Raw genomic sequence first — 21,082 nt, forward strand, 5'->3', positions numbered from 1 at the left:
GCGGCGTTCATCCCCGGGCGCAACTCATCCCAGCGGCTTGAGCTCCGGCTCGTCCTGGCCGGCCGCGACCGTCGCGAACCGGGTGTAGCCGTCGGCGGCGGCCCGCTCCAGCAGCGCCTTCAGGTTCTTGGTACGGGTCTCCAGCCGGACCCGGCTCCCCTCGGCCACGAACCGTGCCTTCAGTGCAGCCAGTTCGGCTACGGGCACGTCCTTGTCGTGCACGAGCACGACCGATCGGGCCGCGGCATCCTCCTCGGGCGCCACCAGATCCACGATCCGCTCGAAGCCGATGGAGAAGCCGACGGCGGGCACGTCCTGCCCCAGGAACCGGCCGATCATGCCGTCGTAGCGCCCACCGCCGCCGAGTGAGTACGACACCGACGGGTGGGCCAGCTCGAGGATCGTCCCGGTGTAGTAGCCCATGCCGCGCACGAGGAACGGGTCGAACACGAGCGGGATGGGCTCGCCGGCCGGCCGCGCCGCGGCGACCGCGGTCCCGATCCCCGCCAGGTGCGCGACGACGTCGTCGGGGGCGCCGTCGGGCAGCGCGCCGCGGATCTGCTGCTCGCCGTACGGCGGGGTCCGCAGCGCCTGCGGCCGGAGCAGGAACGCCTCGAAGGCATCCACCGCGGCCGTGTCGGCGCCGCGCTCGCGCAGTTCGGCGGCGACCCCGGCCGGACCGATCTTGTCCAGCTTGTCGATGGTGATCAGCACGCCCGGGCGCTGTTCGGGGGCGAACCCGAACGTCTCCAGCATCCAGTCCAGCACGCGACGGTCGTTGATCCGGATGCTGCCGCCGGCCAGTCCCAGGGCATCCAGCGTGTCGAGGGTCGCCACGGCGAGTTCTGCTTCGGCGCGCGCCGACGCATCGCCGATGATGTCGATGTCGCACTGCACGAACTGCCGGTACCGGCCCTTCTGCGGCCGCTCCGCGCGCCAGACCGGCGCGATCTGGATCGAGCGGAAGACCGTCGGCAGCTCGGCCCGGTGGGTGGCGTAGAACCGTGCCAGCGGCACGGTCAGGTCGTACCGCAGCCCCAGGTCGGCCAGCCTTCCGACGGCGAGCGCGGCCGGCTCGTCGGCGGCGGCGCGGATCGCGTCGGTGTCCAGCCCCCGGCGCAGCACGTTGTAGGCGAGCTTCTCGTTGTCGCCGCCGATGCCGGCGTGCAGCCGGCCGTACTCCTCCATCACCGGGGTCTCGATCTCATCGAACCCGTGCGCGCGGTACCGCTCCCGGATGACGGCGAGCACGCGCTCGCGGCGAGCCTTGTCGGCGGGGAGGAAGTCGCGCATCCCGCGCGGCGGAGTGACGGTGGGCACGACTCTAGCTTTCCAGATCCCGGGCACCGCTCCGTCCGCCCGGGACCGCGGCCGCCGCCTCGGCGGTGCGGACCTCCGACTGCAGGCGCCGCAGGCGCTCGCGGAGCGCCCGCTCGGCATCCCACCCGCGCTCCCGCGCGTCGGCCACGAGTGCCAGCAGGGCGTCGCCGAGGTCCTCTTCGGACTGGGGCTGCGGCTGCGGACCCCCCGCGCGAGGCGAGGGCGCCGCGACGGGCGCAGCCCTGCCCAGCAGCTTCTGCGCGAGCGCGAGCGTCGGCATCCGCTCACTGACCCCGTCCAGCACGCTCGTGCGTGTGCGCTTCTCCTCGGCCTTGGCCGCGTTCCACAGCACCAGCACCTCATCCGGCGTGCGCGCCACGGCGTCGCCGAAGACGTGCGGATGCCGGCGCACCATCTTCTCGCCGAGCCCGCGTGCCACGTCGTCGATGTCGAACGGGTCATCCGGGTCGCGCGAGGCGATCTCGGCGTGGAACAGCACCTGCCAGAGCAGGTCGCCCAGCTCCTCGCGCAGGTCTGCGCGCGACCCGGTCTCGACGGCGTCGATCAGCTCCGCACTCTCCTCGACCAGATACGGCACGAGGTCGCGGTGCGTGATCTGCTGGGTCCACACGCACTTGTCCCGCACCTCGTGCATCACCTCGGCCGCCGCCCGCAGCGGCTCGCCCCGCTCCGGCGTCATGTCACTCACGCGTCCTCCCGCAGGAAGGACGCCGCCCGGGCGCCCCATCCGCGCACCTCGGCCAGAGGAGCGGACACCCCGAACCGCGAGCCGGGGATCAGATCGTGCAATCCACGCCCGGTCGAGACCGGATGCCCCGGGTCATCCGCCCAGCTGAGCACGAGCGTGGGGATCGCCAGACCGCGCAGCGCATCCGGATCGGGGAGGTCGCTGCGGGCAGCCCCTTCGAGCACCGCGGGCAGCACCCGGTCGCCCACGGCCACCGGCAGCGGGGCGTCCAGCTCGGCGAAGATGCCGGTGGGCGGCGCCATCGCCATCGCGCGATCGAGTGCCGTCCGCCCCCCGGAGGCCACCATCGGGACCAGCCGGCGGTACAGCTCGGCCTGCGCGGCGCGCGTATCCCACGCCGTCGGGGGCGCCGTCAGCACGAGTCGGCGGAACCGCTCGGGTGCCCGGACGGCGGCGTGCAGAATCGCGCCGGTGCCCATCGAGCAGCCGATCGCCGCGACCGGCTCGTCGGGGTCGATCAGCTCGAGCAGCGCCAGCAGGTCCGCGCCGAGGGACGACCATGTGTATTCGTCCGGATCGGCTCCGCCGCCGGACACGCCGTGTCCGCGCCAGTCCAGGCGCACCAGACGGAACCCGGCCGCCACGATCGGCGCGAAGTCGTAGACACCGGCATCCACCATCGTCCATCGGTCGTGGGTGACGCCGTGCCCCCACACCACCGTGGGTCCCTCGCCCTCCACCGACCACGCCAGCCGCGCCCCGCGGATCTCGGCATCGTGCTCAACCCGCACCAGCTCCTGCCTCATGCGCTCGCTCCGATCCTGCTGTGGTGGCGTGCACGCCACGATACGACGATCACCGCCAGCACGAGCGAGACGCCCGATCCGCACAGCACGCCGAGCACGGCCTCGTCGCGCAGCAGCGCGTCCCCCGCGAACGCGAGATTGGCCAGCAGCAGCGAGACGGTGAATCCGATGCCTCCCAGGGCTCCCGCGGCCAGCAGGTCGCCGAACGGCAGGCGTGCCGCCCGCGGCACCCGCAGCCCGCGCTGCGCGATCCATCCCGCCCCCGTGATGCCGACCAGCTTGCCGACCGGCAGTGCGACGACGATGCCCCAGAACACCGGCGACAGCCCGTCGCCGCCGATCGCCGGGATCGCCACGAGCGCGGCCGACAGCGCGAACAGCGGCAGGATGACGCCGTTCACCCACGGCTCCAGCGTGTAGCGCGCACGCAGCCCGGGCCTCTGCGCGATCGCCAGCCCGAGGAGGACGCCGGCGATCGTCGCGTGCACGCCGGACGCGAGCATGGCGGCCCAGGCGGCCACCGCGAGCACGATCATCGCCGCGACGATGGCGCGACCCCCAGGACCGCCCAGCCGTCGGCTCAGCACACCGAACACGACGACCAGGACGACCGACAGCACGAGCAGCCACAGATTCACCCCGTGCGCGAACAGCACCGCGATGAAGACGATTCCGATGATGTCGTCGAGGATCGCCAGCGCCAGCAGGAACACCCGGACGGTCGGCGGCAGCCCGCGGCCGAACACGGCCAGCACGCCGAGGGCGAAGGCGATGTCCGTGGCGGTCGGCACCGGCCACCCCGCGGCCAGGCCGGCCGGCGCGGCCACCGCGAGATACACGGCGATCGGCGCGACCACCCCGCCGGCGGCCGCGATCGCCGGCAGCACGGCCTTGCGCGCCGAGCCCAGCTCACCGCTGGTGAGCTCGTACTGCAGCTCGACGGCGACGGTGAAGAAGAACACCGCCAGCAGCCCGTCGGCGATCAGCTCGCCGACGTCGAGCAGGAACGGCGTCCCCGGGATGCCGACGTGCAGGTGCTGCACGGCGAACGCGCCGGATGCGGCTGGGGAGTTGGCCAGCACGAGCCCGCAGATCGCCGCCAGCAGCAGCAGGACGGCGGGGAAGCGTGCAGAGCGCAGCAGGGTCATGGCACCTCCGTGGGTCGGGCCGCCGCATCCGCGACGACCGCCGACCAGACTTCCCGGCACACCGCGCACCATGCTACCGACATGCGGCGGCGCTGCCCGCGCCGATCAGCCGTCCAGGCGTCGGTCGTCCGCGTGCCGGGACAGGCTGCGACCGTACCGCTCGGTGAGCTGGACGAGAAGGTCGGGGGTCTCCCGATCCAACCCGAACACGTAGCCGGGGAAGTCGAGTTCCTGCTGCTCCTGCCAGATCCGCTCGTGCTCGGCCGGGGGCAGGATCTGCACCGGGTCGCCCACCGCCACCCAGCCGATCGGCACGATGGTGCCCTCCGGCAGGTGCGTGCGCAGGTGCACCACCGCGTTGATCCGGACCTCGCATCCGGTGTCGATGTGCGCGCCGTTGAAGATCCGGGTGCCGGTGGCCAGGAACACCTCCGAGCCGATCGTGGCGCCCGAGATGCTGCACATCGGTCCCACCAGGGTGTGCGCGCCGATGTGCACCGGGTTGGTCGCGCTGGCGCGGACCAGCGCGTTCTCCATCACGATCACGCTGGCGCCGAGCGTGATCGGCCCGCCCTCCGAGGTGATCACTGCTCCGTGCAGGATCTGGCAGTCCGGGCCGATGGTCACGTCCCCGCTGATGACCGCGGTCGGCGCGATCACCGCCGTGGGGTCGATCTGCGGCTCGGCTCCGAGATGTTCGAACAGCATGCGCGCTCCCTTGCGAGGTCGGGCTTGTTACGTGCGGTCGCCTGGCCGCCAGCGTAGCGTCGGTAGAGTATGAAGGTTCGCGTGCGCGCGCGTTCCCCCCGCATCCGGCCAGAAAGCCTCATCCGTGACAACGACTCTCACCGCTCTGCCCTCGCCCGTCCGCAGCGTCTTCGAGACCGTACAGGACCGCAATCCGCATGAACCCGAGTTCCTGCAGGCGGTGCACGAGGTGCTCGACTCGATCGGGCCCGTGCTGGAGCGGCACCCGGAGTTCGCGGACGCGGGGATCGTCGAACGCCTCGTCGAGCCCGAGCGCCAGATCATGTTCCGCGTCCCGTGGACCGATGACGACGGCGGGCTGCACGTGAACCGCGGGTACCGCATCCAGTTCAACTCCGCACTGGGCCCGTACAAGGGCGGCCTGCGGTTCCATCCCTCGGTGAATCTGTCGATCATCAAGTTCCTCGGCTTCGAGCAGATCTTCAAGAACGCGCTGACCGGCCAGGGCATCGGCGGTGCGAAGGGCGGCAGCGACTTCGATCCCCGTGACCGCAGCGACGCCGAGGTGATGCGCTTCTGCCAGGCGTTCATGACCGAGCTGTACCGCCACATCGGCGAGCAGACCGACGTGCCCGCCGGCGACATCGGTGTGGGCGGCCGCGAGATCGGCTACCTGTTCGGCCAGTACCGGCGCCTGGTGAATCGGCACGAGTCCGGTGTGCTCACCGGCAAGGGGACGTCGTGGGGCGGCGCCGAGGTGCGCACCGAGGCGACCGGCTACGGCGCCGTGTTCTTCGTGCAGGAGATGCTGGCCGTGCACGGCGAGACGCTCGAGGGCAAGCGGGTGGGCGTGTCCGGGTCCGGGAATGTCGCCATCTACGCGATCGACAAGGCGCGTCAGCTCGGCGCGCTGCCGGTGACGGCCTCCGACTCCTCCGGCTGCATCGTCGACGACGACGGCATCGACGTCGACCTGCTGCGCCAGGTGAAGGAGGTCGAGCGGGCCCGCATCTCGGAGTACGCCGCCCGGCGACCCGGTGCCCGGTTCATCGAGGGCGCGAATCCGTGGTCCGTGCCGGTCGAGGTGGCCATTCCGTCCGCCACGCAGAACGAGATCGACGACGCCGACGCGCGGGCTCTGATCGACGGGGGCGTACGGGCGGTCGCCGAGGGCGCGAACATGCCGTCCACGCCCGAGGCGGTCGAGGCGTTCCAGTCCGCCGGCGTGCTGTTCGGACCGGGCAAGGCGGTCAACGCCGGCGGCGTGGCGACCTCGGCGCTGGAGATGACCCAGAACGCCGGACGCGAGCGCTGGAGCTTCGCCGACAGCGAGCATCGGCTGCGCGGGATCATGCGCGACGTGCACGCGGCCTCGTTCGGGGCGGCCCGCCGCTACGGCCACGAGGGCGACTACGTGGTCGGCGCCAACTGCGCCGGCTTCGAGCGCGTGGCCGTAGCGATGCTGGCCCAGGGCGTCATCTGAGCTCAGCGGGATCGCTCCGACAGCATCCGCATCAGCGCGAGCGTCTGCCGTGGTGATGCCGCCGGCAGGTAGGCGCGCGTGATCGCCCGACCCGCCGTCGGCAGGCTCGCGACATCCGCGTACGCCATGTGGATGCTGTCCAGCTCGGGATGGAACTTCATCTTGAACGCGAACAGCGAGCGGAAGCCGTAGACCGGCTCGAGAACATCGGCCAGCCAGGCCAGCAGACGTGACACCAGTGACGCCGCGGGCGGACTGTTCCCGGTCGAGGACGCACGACGGGCGAACGGCGCGCCGGACAGGCTCATCGACTCCACGCCCTCATCGCGCATGCGCAGCGCGGCGGTGGCGATCAGATAGACCATGATCTCGGCCATCGCCTCGTCGCCGCGGCGCATGAAGTCCAGCGTCCAGCCCACCAGCATCCCGTCCCGCCAGTTCGGCAGCCAGCTGGTGATCGCCTGCAGGTCGCCGGACGCGTCGACGGCCAGCAGCAGCGCCACATCCGGATCCTTCAGCTCCGCGAGGCCGCCGAGCGTGAAGCCGAGCTCGGGAAGCGCCTTCTCGGCGACCCAATGCTCGCTGAGCACCTCGATCTGAGCCGCCATCTCGGGCGGGATGTCCTCCCAGCGCGTCCAGACCGCGCCGATCCCGGCCCGATCCGCCTTGGCCAGAGCCTGGCGCACCCGCTTCCAGCGCCCGCCGGAGAAGTCCAGACCGGGCAGGCGCACGATCGTCTCTTCGCCGATGGCCACGCTCTGCCAGCCGCGGGCGTGCAGCACGGCGAGCGTGGTGTCGTGGATGCTGTAGAAGATCGGCGTCCAGCCGCGCCGATCGCAGAACCGGAGGAAGCCGTCGACGATCTCGCCCTCCCGACCGGGGGCGCACACCGGATCGGCGACCGTCAGCGCCACCTCGCCGATCAGCCGGTAGGCCACCGCACCGTCCCGGTCGGCAGCCACCCAGTGCCGGACGTCCTGCCAGGTGCCCAGGAACCCGAGGGTCCCGCCGCCGGGTGCATGCAGCAGCTTGCGGAACCGGATGCTGTCGCCGTCGTCCCCGTGGTGGGCGGCGTGCAGCAGGACGAGGAGCGCGACGATCACCACCGCCCAGAACGCCACCCCCGCCCATTGGTCGATGAGGGACATGACGCCGGGAGCGTGCGGCCCGGGACGGGGAAGGCCGCGTGCCAGCCCGGCCGGCAAAAGGACGGCCAGGAAGCGGCCGAACGTGGTCCACAGCCCGAGCCCGAGCCCGAGCGTCCCGCTGACCGCCGCGACGACCCCCCAGACGAGGAGGACACCGGCGAAGGATGCGCTGATCGTCACCCAGAACCGTCGAGCGGGCCGGCGGCCGCTGCGCACAGCGAACCGGTGCCGGGTCAGCACGAGAGCGACGACGACGGCGAACGGCACGCCGACGGCAAGCCCCGCCGCCAGAGCGAACCGCTCGCCCACCCGCTCCAGCCCGGCGGGGTTGAGCAGGCTGAGGATCCCCACGGCCGCTCCGGTGGCGACCAGACTGACCGCGCTCATCGCGAGCGCGGCGAACCACCCGGCGCGACGGCCGGAACGCAGGCCCCACGCGGCCGCCAGGCTGAGGGCGACCGGCACGAGGCTCAGCAGCACCGCGCCGACCCCGCGCGCCAGGCCGTGCACCGTGCCGGCGTCGCATCCGTTGTCGAAATACGTCGCGCAGCGCTCGAACGCCTCGCCCCGGTCGACCTGCGCGAAGCCGGAGACGAGCAGGGAGAGGGGGCCGGCCACCGTGTGGCTCAGCAGGACGATCAGCGGCCCGACCCCGGTGACGGCCACGACGGCGGCCACCAGCATGCGCACCTCCGCGTAGGACATCCGCCGCCAGCGAGGCGGCATCGTCGGCGGCCGCGGAACCGCCAGACGCGCTCCCCGCTGCAGCAGGGCGCCCAGCGCCAGACCCAGCACCGCGGCGAGCACGCGGTAGAAGCTGTCCTGATCGCCGCCGTACAGGGCGAACGTGAGCACCGTCGCGAAGCCGATGACCCGGATCCGACGCCGGAACAGCGTCGGCGCCGACGCGCTGCCCAGCATCACCACCGCGAACACGCCGATCGCCGGATCGAGGGTCAGTTCCGGCCGTGCCAGCACCAGCAGCGGCGTGCCCAGCCAGATCGTCAGCAGGTGGATGCCGATGCCCGCCAGGATCGCCACGATTCCCAGGCCGAAGAAGCCCAGGACCGCGCGCGTCGTGCCGATCACGCGCTCGACGTAGGCCATCACGGTCAGCGCCATGGCTGCCGTCAGCACGGCTTCCAGCAGCGAGCTGGGCACGAGCAGGGCCGTCACCGGTGTCCACCACAGGTGCTCCTCGCCCGTGGTCGCCGGGCCGGCGGACAGCCAGCGGGTCGCCCCGGTGCGCGGCAGCGAGAACAGCCAGCCGCTGACCATCACGGTCACGGCCAGCGCGACCGAGAACGGATGCCGCGTCAGGTAGCGCCCCAGGACGCGCATCACCGTGACGGCGCCAGACCGAGCACCGGGTACAGCTGACCGAACGCGGCCAGCAGTCCACCGCTGAGCGCCGTCCCCACATGCGTCGCGCCGGCGATCTCCTGGAGCGAGACCGTGAAGCCGGCGCGGCGCAGCAGCTCGGCGTTCTGCACGGCATAGCCCGAGAATCGCGGGTCCAGTGCCCCCGCGGTGAAGAAGGCGTGGTGTCCGGCGAACTGAAGCCTGTTCTCCGCGACGAACACCGAGGGGCGCTGTGCGAGGTCGCGGACCTGATTCCCGCGGAACCCCTGGGCCAGCGACGTCCGGGGCTCGGACGCGCCCGGGAAGAGGTCGCCGGACAGGGAGATCATGTTGCCCCAGATCTTCGGATACTGCGCCGCCCACTTCAGCGCGCAGGCCCCGCCGTCGGAGTAGCCGGCGATCGTCCAGTCCTTCGGACTCGTCAGGACGTTCAGATGGCTGCGGGCATACCGGATGATGTCGGTGTTGAAGTACCGCGACACGTTCCCGAAGACCGAGTACGGCGAGCAGGCTGGCTGCCGACTGGGACTGCCCAGCTGGTCGGCGATGATCACGATCGGCGCCAGCCCGTGATGGCGCGCGGCCAGTGTGTCCAGCGCGGTGCGGACGTACGACGGGTTGGGGCGGCCCGGCTTGCCGTTCATCATCACGACCAGGGGCAGTGCGGGCGCGTCGGGCACGAGCGCCGCCGGCGGCAGGTAGATCGTGGCGTCCCGCGGCGCGAAACCGCCGGTCGACGGGATGCGCTCGGCCCCGGACAGGGTGCCGATGCGGCCCTTGTCGGGCATGCCGGCCGGCGGCCGCCACGTCAGGTCGATCGGCTCACCCGGGTGGGCGTCGTGGTGTGCGGGCAGGGACGGCAGCGCACCCACCGACGGGAGCGTGTTGATGCCCAGCACGTCCGCGATGGTCGGCGTCAGCCCGAACCCCGCGTTGATGCCGAGGCCCGCCGACAGCGGCGCGAGCACGATCAGCAGTCCGGCGACCGCTTTGCGCCACCAGTGGGTGCGCCACAGGCTGGCGATCCCCAGTCCGATCCCGCCGCCCGCCAGCGACATCCACCAGCCGGTGCCGTGCGGGAGCGGGACGCCGAAGGCATCGCTGGCATTGCACCACCAGACGATGCCCACACCCAGACCCGCACCGCCGAGCACGGCCGGCAGCGCCGTGATGATCCAGTTGCGGGTGTGATCGCGCACGAGGAGGACGATTCCGACGATCGCCGTGATCACCCAGACGGCGGCCGGGATCGGACCGCTCATGACGTTGAGGTTCAGGAACCATCGATCCATCTCGCCCGCTTCCGGCTCGTCCCCTGCCGCGTCTCGGCGGCGCGCGAGGTCAGCGTAGTCAGCGAAGCGTCGGCTGCGGTTCTGCGCCGGCTATGCGTTCGCCCGATGCGCGCTCGGAACTTCCTGCGGCCACAGCTGGTCGATCAGCTGACGCGCCCACGCGATCAGCTCGGCGTCCGGCATCCGATCGCCGTCGACGGTCGGCAGCGGCACGACGAGCGCCTCGCCGCCGGCGACCACCTTCGCCTTCGGATGCAGCCGCATCAGCCGCACCCGCATCGAGTCGGGCAGATGCGCCGGCGCCAGGCGCAGGTTCGGTCCCATCGTGACCACGTCGGCCAGCCCGGCCTGGGCCGCGCGGCGCCGCAGGCGCGCCACCGCGATGAGCCCCTCGACCTCGGCCGGCGGCTCGCCGTAGCGGTCGCGCAGCTCGTCGACGACGCGATCGATCACATCGTCCGCGGCGGTGGCGGATGCGGCGGCCGACAGCTTCTGGTAGGCCTCCAGCCGCAGCCGCTCGCTGTCGATGAACGTCTCCGGGATGCGCGCGGCCACGGGCAGCTCGAGCCGCAGCTCGGTCGGCCCCTCGGTCTCCTCGCCGCGGAACGCGGCCACGGCCTCGCCGATCATCCGCAGATACAGGTCGAATCCGACCCCGGCGATGTGCCCGGCCTGCTCGGCACCGAGCAGGTTGCCCGCTCCGCGGATCTCGAGGTCCTTCAGCGCGACCTGCATGCCCGAGCCGAGGTCGTTGTTCACCGCGATGGTCTCGAGCCGGTCGGCGGCGGTCTCGGAGAGCGGCTTGTTCTCGTCGTACATGAAGTACGCGTAGCCGCGCTCGCGCCCGCGCCCCACCCGGCCGCGCAGCTGGTGCAGCTGGCTGAGCCCGTACTTGTCGGCGCGGTCGATGATCATCGTGTTCGCGTTGGAGATGTCCAGCCCGGTCTCGATGATGGTGGTCGAGACCAGGACATCGGCGCGGCGCTCCCAGAAGTCGTCCACGACGTGCTCCAGCTGGTTCTCGCCCATCTGCCCGTGCGCGACGGCGATGCGCGCCTCGGGGACGAGCTCGGCCAGCTGCGCGGCCACGCGCTGGATGGACTGCACCCGGTTGTGCACGTAGAAGACCTGCCCCTCGCGCAGCAGCTCGCGGCGGATCGCCGCGGCGACCTGCTTGTCGTTGCGCGGGCCGACGTAGGACAGGATCGGATGCCGGTCCTCGGGCGGGGTCTGCAGGGTCGACATCTCGCGGATCCCGGTGACCGCCATCTCCAGCGTGCGCGGAATCGGCGTGGCGCTCATCGCCAGGATGTCGACGTTGGTCTTCAGCTTCTTCAGCGAGTCCTTGTGCTCGACGCCGAACCGCTGCTCCTCGTCGATGATGAGCAGTCCGACATCCTTGAATACCACCTTCTCGGTGAGGATGCGGTGCGTGCCGATGACCATGTCGATGGTGCCGTCGGCCAGGCCGGCGACGATCTCGCGCGCCTGCTTGTCGGTCTGGAACCGCGACAGTGCGCGCACCTGCACCGGGAAGCCGGCGAACCGCTCGGTGAACGTCTCGAGGTGCTGCTTGACCAGGAGCGTGGTGGGCACCAGCATCGCGACCTGCTTGCCGTCCTGGATCGCCTTGAAGGCGGCCCGGACGGCGACCTCGGTCTTGCCGAAGCCGACGTCTCCGGACAGCAGCCGGTCCATCGGGATCGGCTTCTCCATGTCGGCCTTGACCTCGTCGATGGTCTGCAGCTGGTCCGGGGTCTCGGCGAAGGGGAACGCCTCCTCCAGCTCGCGCTGCCAGGGCGTGTCCGGCCCGAACGCGTGGCCCTTGGACGCCATTCGCGCCGAATAGAGCTTGACCAGCTCGACCGCGATGTCGCGCACCGCCCGGCGCGCCCGGCCCTTCGCCTGCGCCCAGTCGCTGCCGCCCATCTTCGACAGCGCCGGGGCCTCTCCCCCGACGTACCGGGACAGCAGGTCGAGCTGGTCGGTGGGAACGTACAGCTTGTCGCCGGGGTAGCCCCGCCTGCTGGGCGCGTACTCCAGCACGAGGTACTCCCGCATGCTCTTGACCGCGTTGCGTCCGCCGGTGGACACCTCGCGCTGGGTGAGCTCGACGAACCGGCCGATGCCGTGGGTGGAGTGCACGACGTGGTCGCCCGGCTTCAGCTGCAGCGGATCGACGACGTTGCGCCGACGCGAGGCCAGCTTCTTGACCACCCGGTTGTCGCCGCTGATGGTCCGCCCGTAGAACTCGGTCTCGGTCAGGACCGCGAGCTTGGCGTCGTCCACCTCGAACCCGCGCTCCAGGCTCGCCACCACGACATGGGCCACCCCGGGTTCGGGCGCCTCGAGCACTTCGTCGACCCGGCGGGCCGCGTAGCCGCGCTCGGCGAGGACGTCGCGGGCCCGATCGGCAAGGCCCGGTCCGGATGCCGCGACCACCACCCGGTAGCCGTCCGCCAGGAGGCGCCCGATGTGATCGGTCGCGCCCTCCACGTTCCCCTGGAACGAGGGCACGGGCCGGCCGTCGATGCGCGCCGCTTCGACGGCGCCCGAATCGAAGGCACTCAGCGCCCACCAGACCCCGCCGCGGGCGCGGGCGGCCTCGCGCAGCGCGGGCAGGGTCACGAAGTCGCCCGCGCCCAGCTCGATCGGCGCGTCGCCGCCGGCGGTGGCTGCGCTCCACGCGGCCTCGAGGAACTCGCGGTTGGTGTCCGAGAGGGTCAGCGCCCGGGTGACGGAGCGCTCCGGGTCCAGCAGCGCCACCGCCGTGGCGGCCGGCAGATAGTCCACCAGGGTCACCAGCTGGTCCACCAGCGCCGGCGTGAGCGACTCCATCCCCTCGGCGGGGATCCCCTCGGACAGCTTCTCCAGCATGCCGCGCAGACCGGGCGAGTGGTCCGCCAGCGCGCGGGCGCGCTCCCGCACCGTGTCGGTGAGCAGCAGCTCGCGGCTGGGCAGCAGCCGCACATCGCGCACCTCGCCGGGAAGGCTGCGCTGGTCGGCCACCGAGAAGGCGCGGATCTGATCCACCTCGTCGCCGAAGAACTCGATCCGGTACGGGTGGTCCGCGGTCGGCGGGAAGACATCGAGGATGCCGCCGCGAACGGCGAACTCGCCGCGGCGCGAGACCATGTCGACCCGGTGGTAGGCCCGCTCCACGAGCAGGGCGCTGACCTCGGCGAGCTCGTGGGTGCGCCCGCCCACCGACAGTCTGAGCGGTTCGCCGTCGACCAGCCCGCCGGCGAGCGGCTGGAGGGCGGCGCGCACCGACGCGGTGACGATCAGCGGACCCCGCAGCTGCGGGTCGGCGGCATCCCATTCCCGGATCCGATGCAGCCCCTCCAGCCTGCGGCCGACGGTCTCGGCGCTGGGGCTGAGCCGCTCGTGCGGCAGAGTCTCCCATGCGGGGAAGTGCAGCACGGTGGCACCGGGCAGCAGCGCCTCGAGGGCGGGGCCGACGGCGTCCGCGCGGCGCCCGGTCGGGGTGATCACCAGCAGGGCGGCCGGTTTGTCGGCGAGCCGCCGCCGCTCCAGGAGGGACGCGAGCACGGGGGCATCGAGTCCTTCGACGAGGGAGAGGTCGGCGTCCACGGATGCCGCGGCCAGCGCCTCTCGCACGGTCTCGGCCTGCGCGAGGGCGCGCGCGATCCCGGGAACTGTCACTCCAGGAGTCTACGTTCTCCCGCCGACATGCTCCGCGTCTCACGTCCTCGGGGCATGGTGCTTCTGCTGGGCGGGCAGCAGTCCCTCGTCGATGAGCAGCTCCACCGCGTCGGCCGCGTCGCCGAGCACGAGCGGGAGCGCGGCGCGGTCTGCCGCGCTGAACGGGTCGAGCACCCAGTCGGCCGGGTCCTGCCGGCCCGGGGGGCGCCCGATGCCCACCCGGACTCGCGGGAAGTCGGGTGTGCCCAGCGCCTTCGCGATGTCGCGTACGCCGTTGTGGCCGCCGTGCCCGCCGCCGACCTTGAGCCGGATCGCATCGAAGGGGATGTCGAGCTCGTCGTGCACCACGATCACGTGGGCCGGGTCGACGCCGTAGAACCGGGACAGGTTCGCGACCGGGCCGCCGGAGACGTTCATATAGCTGTTCAGCTTCGCCAGCACGACCTTGTCCGCGCCGGGGCGCAGCCACGTCTCGACCACGCGTGCACCGGCCTTGTGGGATCTGAAGCGCTCCCCGCGCCGAGCAGCCAGCTCGTCGACGACCATCTGGCCGACGTTGTGCCGGGTCGTCTCGTACTGCGGTCCCGGATTACCCAGGCCCACCACGAGCCACGTCTGCGGCATGGATCACTCCGCGGCGGGCTCCTCGGCGGGCGCCACCTCGGCGGCCTCCGCCTCGGTGGTCTCGTCCTCGGGCACGGATGCCGCGGCCGGCACCGAGATCGCGATGATCAGCAGGTCCTTCTCGTCCACGAGCGACGCGCCCTTGGGCAGCGCGATGTCGCCGGCGGTGAGGTGCTCGCCCTCTTCGCGGCCCTCGATGCTGACCTCGACGTGCTCCGGGATGTGGGTCGCCTCCACCTCGAGACGCAGGGTGGTCGTGTCGAGGTTGGCCATCGTGCCCGGCGCGGATTCGCCGACGACGATCACGGGGACCTCGACCTGCACCTTCTCGCCCTTCTTCACGACGAGCAGGTCGATGTGCTCGATGATCTGGCGCACCGGGTCGCGCTGCACGTCCTTGACCAGGGTGAGCTGGTGGGCGCCGTTGACATCGAGCTCGAGCACCGTGTTGGCGCGACGCACCAGCAGCGAGACCTGGTGGCCCGGCAGTGCGACGTGCACCGGGTCGGTGCCGTGGCCGTAGATGACGGCGGGGATCTTGCCGGCGGCGCGCAGACGGCGCGCGAAGCCCTTGCCGAAGTTCTCACGCAGCTCGGCGTGCACCTTGGTGTCGTCAGACATGTGTCTCTCCTCGCAGACCTGCGGGGCAGGTCCTGATGTTTCGGGGTCTGTGTTCAACTCGAACGCATGCGCGTGAGGAAAGCCGCAGGGCCTGCTTCACCGCGTCGATCACGGATGCCACTCGCCGCGCATCGGGTGCACGTGCGGCATCCCTCGCCGAAGTTGCGTCCCAAGTCTATCAGGCGGACCGATAGCATGAGGACGACGTCTGCGCACTCGACCCGCCCCAGGAGGAACACATGGACGCACAGCTCGCCTCGGACATGCTCCTGGGATTCATCGGCCTGGTCGTGCTCATCGGGGCGGTCAGCCTGGTGGCGTCGTTCTGGCACCTGGGCCGGCAGAACAACTACCGCAAGCACTGATCTAGGCTGGGATCATCCCTGTGATCCCTTCCTCAAGGAGTGCGCGTGACCGAGTCGAGCGACCAGCCCACGGCCAACATCGGCGTGATCGGCCTGGCGGTGATGGGCTCGAACCTCGCCCGGAACCTCGCCAGCCGCGAGGGCAACACGGTGGCGGTGTACAACCGCACGCAGGCCAAGACCGACGAGCTGCTCGCCGACCACCCCGAGGCCGGATTCGTCGCCGGTTCGTCCTACGCACAGTTCGCCGCGTCGCTGACGGTGCCCCGCACCGCGGTGATCATGGTCAAGGCGGGACGACCCACGGATGCCGTCATCGACGAGCTGGTGCAGGTGTTCGAGCCGGGTGACATCATCGTCGACGGCGGGAACGCGCTGTTCACCGACACCATCCGCCGCGAGCAGGCGGTGCGCGCCACCGGCATCAACTTCGTCGGCATGGGCGTCTCCGGCGGCGAAGAGGGGGCGCTGCGGGGCCCGTCGCTGATGCCCGGCGGGTCGGACGAGTCCTGGGTCACCCTCGGCCCGATCCTGAAGGGCATCGCGGCGATCGCAGAGGGCGAGCCGTGCGTCACGCACGTCGGCCACGACGGCGCCGGGCATTTCGTGAAGATGGTGCACAACGGCATCGAGTACGCCGACATGCAGCTGATCGCCGAGGCATACGACCTCATCCGGCGCGGCACCGGCCTGAGCCCCGCCGAGATCGCCGACGTGTTCACCGACTGGAACGCCGGCGAGCTGAACTCGTACCTGATCGAGATCACCTCCGAGGTGCTCCGGCAGACGGATGCCGCGACGGCCGCCCCGCTGGTGGATGTCATCGTCGACCAGGCCGGTGCGAAGGGCACCGGCGGCTGGACCGTGCAGACCGCGATCGACCTCGGGGTGCCGGTGTCGGGGATCGCCGAGGCGGTCTTCGCCCGGTCGCTGTCCAGCCACCCGGACCAGCGCGCCGCGGCTGCGCAGCTGCCCGGCCCTGCCGAGCCGCTTGCGGTCACGGACGCCTCCGGCTTCATCGAGGACGTCCGCCTGGCGCTGTTCGCCTCGAAGATCGTCGCCTATTCGCAGGGGTTCGACGAGATCCGCGCCGGTGCCGCGCAGTACGACTGGAGCATCGACCTGGGCGCGGTCGCCGAGATCTGGCGCGGCGGGTGCATCATCCGCGCCCAGTTCCTGAACCGCATCTCCGAGGCGTATGCGCAGACCCCCGATCTGCAGGTGCTGCTGACCGCGCCCTACTTCGTCGAGGCGCTGGAGCGGGCGCAGGCGGCCTGGCGCCGGATCGTGGCGACGGCGGCGCAATCCGGCATCCCCTCTCCCGCCTTCTCGTCGTCGCTGGCATACTACGACGGCCTGCGCGCGGACCGCCTGCCGGCCGCACTGATCCAGGGGCAGCGCGACTTCTTCGGTGCGCACACCTACCGCCGCACCGACCGGGAGGGCACGTTCCACACGCTGTGGTCGGGCGACCGCAGCGAGATCGAGGCAGAGGACACGCACTGACCGAGCTGCGGGTCTCTCCCGGCCTGCGTGTGCAGCGCACCGCGGCCCGCCTCGTGCTGACCGCACTGACGGCCGGCTACCTGTGGGCGGTCGGCTGGATGACGCTGCGCGCGCGGCCGTACGGCGCCGACATCGCGAACGGGCTGGATCGCCTGCTGCAGTGGTTCGCGCAGCACTCCTCCACCGCCTGGATCACGTTCGACCGGGTCGAGTTCGCCTCGAACGTGGTGATGTTCGTGCCGCTGGGCGTCCTCGCCGTGCTGTGGTTCGGCGTGCGCGGCTGGTGGACCGCGCCGGTGGTCGGACTGCTGGTCAGCGGCGCGATCGAGTCGGCGCAGGCGCTGCTGCTGTCGTCGCGCGTGCCGGATGTGCGCGATATCGTCGCCAACACCGCCGGAGCCACCCTGGGGATGCTGTTCATGCTGCTGCTGGCGTTCCTGCTGCTGCCGCGAAGATCCTGACCGCGGCCCTTCCGAGACTCACAGGATCGCCATAGGCTGAGCCATAGCTCCCTCACAGCGGGATGACGAGAATCGAGACATGACCATGACTGCTGCCGGTTCCTCCCTCCACCGCGCGGACGGCGCCGCCCCGCGCATCCTCGTCGTCGACGACGAGCAGATGCTCACCGATCTGCTGTCCATGGCGCTGCGGATGGAAGGGTGGGACGTGCACACCGCGGCGTCCGGATTCGAAGCGCTGCAGGCCGCCCGCGACTACCAGCCGGACGCCCTGGTGCTGGACATCATGATGCCCGACCTGGACGGGATGAGCGTGCTGCAGCGGCTGCGTCATTCGGGCAACAACGTCCCGGTGCTGTTCCTGACGGCGAAGGACTCGGTCGGCGATCGGGTCGCGGGCCTGACCGCCGGCGGCGACGACTACGTCACCAAGCCGTTCAGCCTCGAAGAGGTGGTGGCGCGGCTGCGCGGGCTGATGCGGCGCTCGGGGACCGCCCAGGACGTGGAGGCCGAGCCGATCCTGCGCGTGGGCGACCTGTCCCTGAACGAGGACAGCCACGAGGTCGAGCGCTCCGGCCGACAGATCGAACTGACGGCCACCGAGTTCGAGCTGCTGCGCTATCTCATGCGCAACCAGCGCCGGGTGGTCTCGAAGGCCCAGATCCTGGACCGCGTGTGGAACTACGACTTCGGCGGCCGCTCCAGCGTCGTCGAGCTGTACATCTCGTATCTGCGCAAGAAGATCGACCAGGGCGAAGAGCCGCTGATCCACACGGTGCGCGGCGTCGGGTACATGATCAAAGCGCCCCAGTGACCGCTCCGCTCGCATCCCGGCGGGCCCACATGAGTCTGCAGACCCGCCTGATGGCGACGGTCATCGGCATCGTGGCGCTGATCCTGGCGGCCGTGGCGCTGGGCACCAGTGCGATCCTGGGCAGCATCCTGCAGCAGAACCTGGACACCAAGGTGCGGGACTCGGTCGCGGCGGTCGCGCCCAACCTCCCCCGTCCGTCGCTGACCGGCAATTCGATGGTGGCGTACGAGACACTGCAGAACTCCCGCCCCCAGCCCGGCTTCCTCCTCGTGGCCCAGCCCGCGGGCAGCCCGCCCGACGGGGCCTACGTCGACGAAGACGGCGACGTGCGGCAGCTGTCGGCACGACAGGTGGAGCAGGTCGCCGTCTCGCTGCAGCACGAGCAGACCGCGACCGTGTCGATCGACGCGCTGGGCGCCTACCGTCTGCGCGGCACCTCCCTCGGCAATGCCTACGCGATCGCCGGCGGCCTTCCGCTGAGCGAGGTCAACGCGACGATCGCGCAGATCCTGACCACCGTCCTGCTGGTCACCCTGGGTGGCCTGCTGCTGCTGGCCGCGGCGATCGCCGTCGTCATCCGGCGGGGTCTGCGTCCGCTGCGTGCGGTCGCCGACACCGCCACCCGGGTCGCGTCCGTGCCCATGGCCGAGGGCGATGTGTCGATCGCGGAGCGCGTCCCGGCCGACCAGGTGGACGAGCGCACCGAGATCGGGCGCGTCGGGGCGGCGCTGAACACGCTGCTGGACCACGTCAGCACCTCACTGCAGGCCCGCCAGCACAACGAGGAGCGGATGCGCAGCTTCGTCGCCGACGCCAGCCACGAGCTGCGCACCCCGCTCGCGTCGATCCGCGGCTACTCCGAGCTGTCGCTGCGCGACCCCGACCTGACCGACGGCACCTCGCAGGCGCTGGAGCGCATCCAGGCGCAGTCCCTGCGGATGACGGCCCTGGTCGAGGATCTCCTGCTGCTGGCACGCCTGGACGAGGGACAGGAGCTGGTGTTCGACACGGTCGATCTGACCCGGCTGGCCGTCGAGGCGGTCGGGGACGCGCGCCCCGCCGGTCCGGACCATCACTGGCGGGTCGAGGTGACCGAGGATCCGGTGATCGTCGCCGGCGACACCGCACGTCTGCACCAGGTCGCGGCCAATCTGCTCGCCAACGCCCGCACGCACACCCCCGCCGGCAGCGAGGTGACCACCACCGTGCTCCGCGACGGCGCCGACGCCGTGCTGCGCGTGCATGACGACGGTCCGGGCATCGACCCGTCGGTGGCCTCGGAGCTGTTCGAGCGGTTCGCCCGTGCAGACCGGTCCCGCGCCCGGAAGACCGGCGGAACGGGGCTGGGCCTGTCGATCGTGCGGGCCATCGTGGCGGCCCACCACGGCACCATCACCGCGCACAGCGTCCCCGGCGACACCACGTTCGAGGTGCGGATCCCCGCCCGCCCCGACGATCCGTCGGCGATCGCCGATCAGTAGCCGCTGAACGCGTCGGTCGTGATCGAGCGCGCCCGCTCCAGCGCCGGCGCCAGGTCGGCGATCAGCGCCGCCGGGCCGGACACGTACGCGTGGCGCTCACCCAGGTCGGTCACGGTGCGCTGCAGGACGTCGGCGGTCAGCCGCACGCCCCGCGCCCACTCCCACTGCGGCGGCAGCCGATCCGGCTCGTCGCGGCTGAAGACGATGACGCGCACCCCGGTCGCGGCCAGATCGTCGCGGAACGCCAGCTCGGCGGCATCCGAGACCACGTAGATCACGATGATGTCGCGGGCACGGCCGGTCAGCGTCAGATGGCGCAGCTGCGACACGAACGGGGTCACGCCGATGCCGGCCGCCACCATCAGGATGCGGCTGTCGGGATGCCGCGGCAGCACGAAGTCGCCCCACACGCCGGTGACCGCCAGCGCCGTGCCCGGCGTGATCGCCGCCAGCGCCTTCTTGTACGTCGACTGCGATCCGCGCCGGAACGCGATCCGCACGGTGGGCAGGTCCTCGGGGGCCGAGGCGATGCTGAACTCGCGACGGGTGCCGCGGGCGTCCGGGCGGCGATGCGGCACGTCCAGTTCGAGGAACTGGCCCGCGGTGAACGAGAATCCGCGGCCGGCGTGGAAGACCAGCTCCTCCACCGTGGGCGTGATCGCCGTGCGGCCCTTGAAGACGAGGCGCACGGCGGCACGGACGGCGAACAGGAAGGCGATGAGGTTGCCCACCAGCAGCGCCCGCTCCTGGCCGAGGCCCACCGGGAACGTGCCGAACAGCGGCGCCCAGCCCACGAGCACCCCGACCACCGCGGCCACGACCAGCTGCTGCCAGCGTCGCGGGGGCAGGGTCAGCGGCTCGGACAGCATGAACGCGCCGAGGAACAGCAGCGGCGAGGACCACAGCTGCTGCCACACCAGCGTCCACACGTCCACCGGCACGCCCTGCTGCCGGTACTGCACGGCGGCCGCGACCACGCCGACCACGAGCGCCACCACCCAGAACAGGGCGATCACCCGCAGCTTCTCGGTGCGCCACAGCAGGATCACGCCCAGCAGGAGCACGAGCGGGCCGAACACCGGCGAGCCGACCCACCACGAGGACCACCCCAGCGCGTAGACCCCGCTGATCGCCGAGATCAGGGTGAGGACGGTGGCCCCCACCGCCGCGGGATTGAACACGTGCCGGCCGCGCCAGGCGAGGAGGTACTTCGAGGCGGATGCGACGGCCCCGGCGATCGCGATGCCGGCCAGACCGACCGGATCGACCGTGGGCCGCAGCACGAACAGCAGGATCGCCGCGGTGATCAGCGAGGACTCGACCCGCCAGGGCAGACGCAGCAGACGCTGGGATGCGGCATCCACCGCCGCGCACACCACGACCAGGACCACGGCCGTCGCCAGCAGCTCCAGCGGCGCGGGACCGGCCAGCCCCAGCAGCGACATCAGCAGCGCCACGACGGCGAGCAGGCCCAGCGCGTACAGCGCCAGGCGGTACATCGAGATCTTGCCCAGGACCGCGAAGCCGCGGTTCCAGAGCGCCGTCAGCGACGTGAACACGACGGGCGG

The 21,082-nt window shown here is 71.5% G+C and carries 17 protein-coding genes; 6 read left to right on the forward strand and 11 right to left on the reverse strand.

Features of this window, described 5'->3' with window-relative positions; all coding sequences use genetic code 11:
* Positions 1 to 24: 24 nt before the first annotated feature.
* The 5 genes from AC0L6F_RS04205 to AC0L6F_RS04225 all read right to left on the reverse strand — a co-directional run bounded on the left by AC0L6F_RS04205 (position 25) and on the right by AC0L6F_RS04225 (position 4,691).
* Positions 25 to 1,293 (reverse strand): histidine--tRNA ligase, encoded by a 1,269-nt coding sequence (locus tag AC0L6F_RS04205; RefSeq protein ID WP_473539948.1) that lies wholly within the window; start codon positions 1,291 to 1,293, stop codon positions 25 to 27.
* 31 nt (positions 1,294 to 1,324) lie between these two features.
* The gene (locus AC0L6F_RS04210) at positions 1,325 to 2,020 is read right to left on the reverse strand and encodes a MazG nucleotide pyrophosphohydrolase domain-containing protein (RefSeq protein WP_473539949.1); all 696 of its coding nucleotides are present in this window, start codon (positions 2,018 to 2,020) and stop codon (positions 1,325 to 1,327) included.
* A gap of 5 nt (positions 2,021 to 2,025) precedes the next feature.
* Positions 2,026 to 2,835, reverse strand: a complete 810-nt coding sequence (locus AC0L6F_RS04215) for an alpha/beta fold hydrolase (protein ID WP_473539269.1) — start codon at positions 2,833 to 2,835, stop codon at positions 2,026 to 2,028.
* Positions 2,832 to 3,983, reverse strand: a complete 1,152-nt coding sequence (locus AC0L6F_RS04220; protein WP_473539270.1) for a Na+/H+ antiporter NhaA — start codon at positions 3,981 to 3,983, stop codon at positions 2,832 to 2,834. Before AC0L6F_RS04220 ends, AC0L6F_RS04215 begins: the two co-directional genes overlap by 4 nt.
* Before the next feature lie 105 nt (positions 3,984 to 4,088).
* Positions 4,089 to 4,691, reverse strand: coding sequence for a gamma carbonic anhydrase family protein (locus tag AC0L6F_RS04225; RefSeq protein WP_259612203.1), 603 nt, complete (start codon positions 4,689 to 4,691; stop codon positions 4,089 to 4,091).
* Between the two features lie 145 nt (positions 4,692 to 4,836).
* Between AC0L6F_RS04225 and gdhA the strand changes: the two genes are divergently transcribed.
* Positions 4,837 to 6,174, forward strand: a complete 1,338-nt coding sequence (gene gdhA, locus AC0L6F_RS04230) for an NADP-specific glutamate dehydrogenase (protein ID WP_473539950.1) — start codon at positions 4,837 to 4,839, stop codon at positions 6,172 to 6,174.
* Positions 6,175 to 6,176: 2 nt separating this feature from the next.
* Here the strand turns inward: gdhA and AC0L6F_RS04235 are convergent, their stop codons facing one another.
* The 5 genes from AC0L6F_RS04235 to AC0L6F_RS04255 all read right to left on the reverse strand — a co-directional run bounded on the left by AC0L6F_RS04235 (position 6,177) and on the right by AC0L6F_RS04255 (position 14,887).
* Entirely contained in the window at positions 6,177 to 8,663 is a 2,487-nt protein-coding gene (locus AC0L6F_RS04235; RefSeq protein WP_473539271.1) for a bifunctional lysylphosphatidylglycerol flippase/synthetase MprF, read from the reverse strand.
* Positions 8,663 to 9,946, reverse strand: coding sequence for an alpha/beta hydrolase (locus AC0L6F_RS04240; protein ID WP_473539273.1), 1,284 nt, complete (start codon positions 9,944 to 9,946; stop codon positions 8,663 to 8,665). The genes AC0L6F_RS04235 and AC0L6F_RS04240 overlap by 1 nt, the downstream gene beginning before the upstream one ends.
* Positions 9,947 to 10,066: 120 nt before the next feature.
* Positions 10,067 to 13,642, reverse strand: a complete 3,576-nt coding sequence (gene mfd, locus AC0L6F_RS04245) for a transcription-repair coupling factor (protein WP_274638004.1) — start codon at positions 13,640 to 13,642, stop codon at positions 10,067 to 10,069.
* Between the two features lie 39 nt (positions 13,643 to 13,681).
* On the reverse strand, positions 13,682 to 14,266 hold the full coding sequence (gene pth / locus AC0L6F_RS04250; RefSeq protein WP_473539274.1) for an aminoacyl-tRNA hydrolase: 585 nt from the start codon (positions 14,264 to 14,266) through the stop codon (positions 13,682 to 13,684).
* 3 nt (positions 14,267 to 14,269) lie between these two features.
* Positions 14,270 to 14,887, reverse strand: coding sequence for a 50S ribosomal protein L25/general stress protein Ctc (locus AC0L6F_RS04255; RefSeq protein WP_259612208.1), 618 nt, complete (start codon positions 14,885 to 14,887; stop codon positions 14,270 to 14,272).
* Positions 14,888 to 15,126: 239 nt separating this feature from the next.
* Between AC0L6F_RS04255 and AC0L6F_RS04260 the strand changes: the two genes are divergently transcribed.
* The 5 genes from AC0L6F_RS04260 (at position 15,127) to AC0L6F_RS04280 (ending at position 19,514) form a co-directional block, all read left to right on the forward strand.
* Positions 15,127 to 15,252, forward strand: coding sequence for a hypothetical protein (locus AC0L6F_RS04260; RefSeq protein WP_259612209.1), 126 nt, complete (start codon positions 15,127 to 15,129; stop codon positions 15,250 to 15,252).
* A gap of 102 nt (positions 15,253 to 15,354) precedes the next feature.
* Entirely contained in the window at positions 15,355 to 16,758 is a 1,404-nt protein-coding gene (gndA, locus tag AC0L6F_RS04265; RefSeq protein ID WP_473539951.1) for an NADP-dependent phosphogluconate dehydrogenase, read from the forward strand.
* 29 nt (positions 16,759 to 16,787) lie between these two features.
* On the forward strand, positions 16,788 to 17,219 hold the full coding sequence (locus tag AC0L6F_RS04270; RefSeq protein ID WP_274638002.1) for a VanZ family protein: 432 nt from the start codon (positions 16,788 to 16,790) through the stop codon (positions 17,217 to 17,219).
* A gap of 79 nt (positions 17,220 to 17,298) precedes the next feature.
* Complete coding sequence (locus AC0L6F_RS04275) at positions 17,299 to 18,033, forward strand: response regulator transcription factor (RefSeq protein ID WP_274638001.1); 735 nt, start codon at positions 17,299 to 17,301, stop codon at positions 18,031 to 18,033.
* A 29-nt stretch (positions 18,034 to 18,062) separates the two neighbouring features.
* On the forward strand, positions 18,063 to 19,514 hold the full coding sequence (locus tag AC0L6F_RS04280; RefSeq protein ID WP_274638547.1) for a HAMP domain-containing sensor histidine kinase: 1,452 nt from the start codon (positions 18,063 to 18,065) through the stop codon (positions 19,512 to 19,514).
* On the opposite strand, the gene AC0L6F_RS04285 is transcribed toward AC0L6F_RS04280, so the two are convergent.
* The gene (locus AC0L6F_RS04285) at positions 19,508 to 21,073 is read right to left on the reverse strand and encodes a flavodoxin reductase (protein WP_473539276.1); all 1,566 of its coding nucleotides are present in this window, start codon (positions 21,071 to 21,073) and stop codon (positions 19,508 to 19,510) included. The two genes, AC0L6F_RS04280 and AC0L6F_RS04285, sit on opposite strands and share 7 nt — an antisense overlap.
* Between the last annotated feature and the right edge of the window lie 9 nt (positions 21,074 to 21,082).

Source organism: Microbacterium sp. G2-16M, assembly GCF_055809115.1.

Bases quoted from the DNA above. Each gene is read 5' to 3' on its own strand.
- AC0L6F_RS04205 (WP_473539948.1), bottom strand. From the start codon at position 1,293: ATGCGCGACTTCCTCCCCGCCGACAAGGCTCGCCGCGAGCGCGTGCTC.
- AC0L6F_RS04210 (WP_473539949.1), bottom strand. From the start codon at position 2,020: ATGACGCCGGAGCGGGGCGAGCCGCTGCGGGCGGCGGCCGAGGTGATG.
- AC0L6F_RS04215 (WP_473539269.1), bottom strand. From the start codon at position 2,835: ATGAGGCAGGAGCTGGTGCGGGTTGAGCACGATGCCGAGATCCGCGGG.
- AC0L6F_RS04220 (WP_473539270.1), bottom strand. From the start codon at position 3,983: ATGACCCTGCTGCGCTCTGCACGCTTCCCCGCCGTCCTGCTGCTGCTG.
- AC0L6F_RS04225 (WP_259612203.1), bottom strand. From the start codon at position 4,691: ATGCTGTTCGAACATCTCGGAGCCGAGCCGCAGATCGACCCCACGGCG.
- AC0L6F_RS04235 (WP_473539271.1), bottom strand. From the start codon at position 8,663: ATGCGCGTCCTGGGGCGCTACCTGACGCGGCATCCGTTCTCGGTCGCG.
- AC0L6F_RS04240 (WP_473539273.1), bottom strand. From the start codon at position 9,946: ATGAGCGGTCCGATCCCGGCCGCCGTCTGGGTGATCACGGCGATCGTC.
- pth (WP_473539274.1), bottom strand. From the start codon at position 14,266: ATGCCGCAGACGTGGCTCGTGGTGGGCCTGGGTAATCCGGGACCGCAG.
- AC0L6F_RS04255 (WP_259612208.1), bottom strand. From the start codon at position 14,887: ATGTCTGACGACACCAAGGTGCACGCCGAGCTGCGTGAGAACTTCGGC.
- AC0L6F_RS04260 (WP_259612209.1), top strand. From the start codon at position 15,127: ATGGACGCACAGCTCGCCTCGGACATGCTCCTGGGATTCATCGGCCTG.
- gndA (WP_473539951.1), top strand. From the start codon at position 15,355: ATGGGCTCGAACCTCGCCCGGAACCTCGCCAGCCGCGAGGGCAACACG.
- AC0L6F_RS04275 (WP_274638001.1), top strand. From the start codon at position 17,299: ATGACCATGACTGCTGCCGGTTCCTCCCTCCACCGCGCGGACGGCGCC.
- AC0L6F_RS04280 (WP_274638547.1), top strand. From the start codon at position 18,063: ATGAGTCTGCAGACCCGCCTGATGGCGACGGTCATCGGCATCGTGGCG.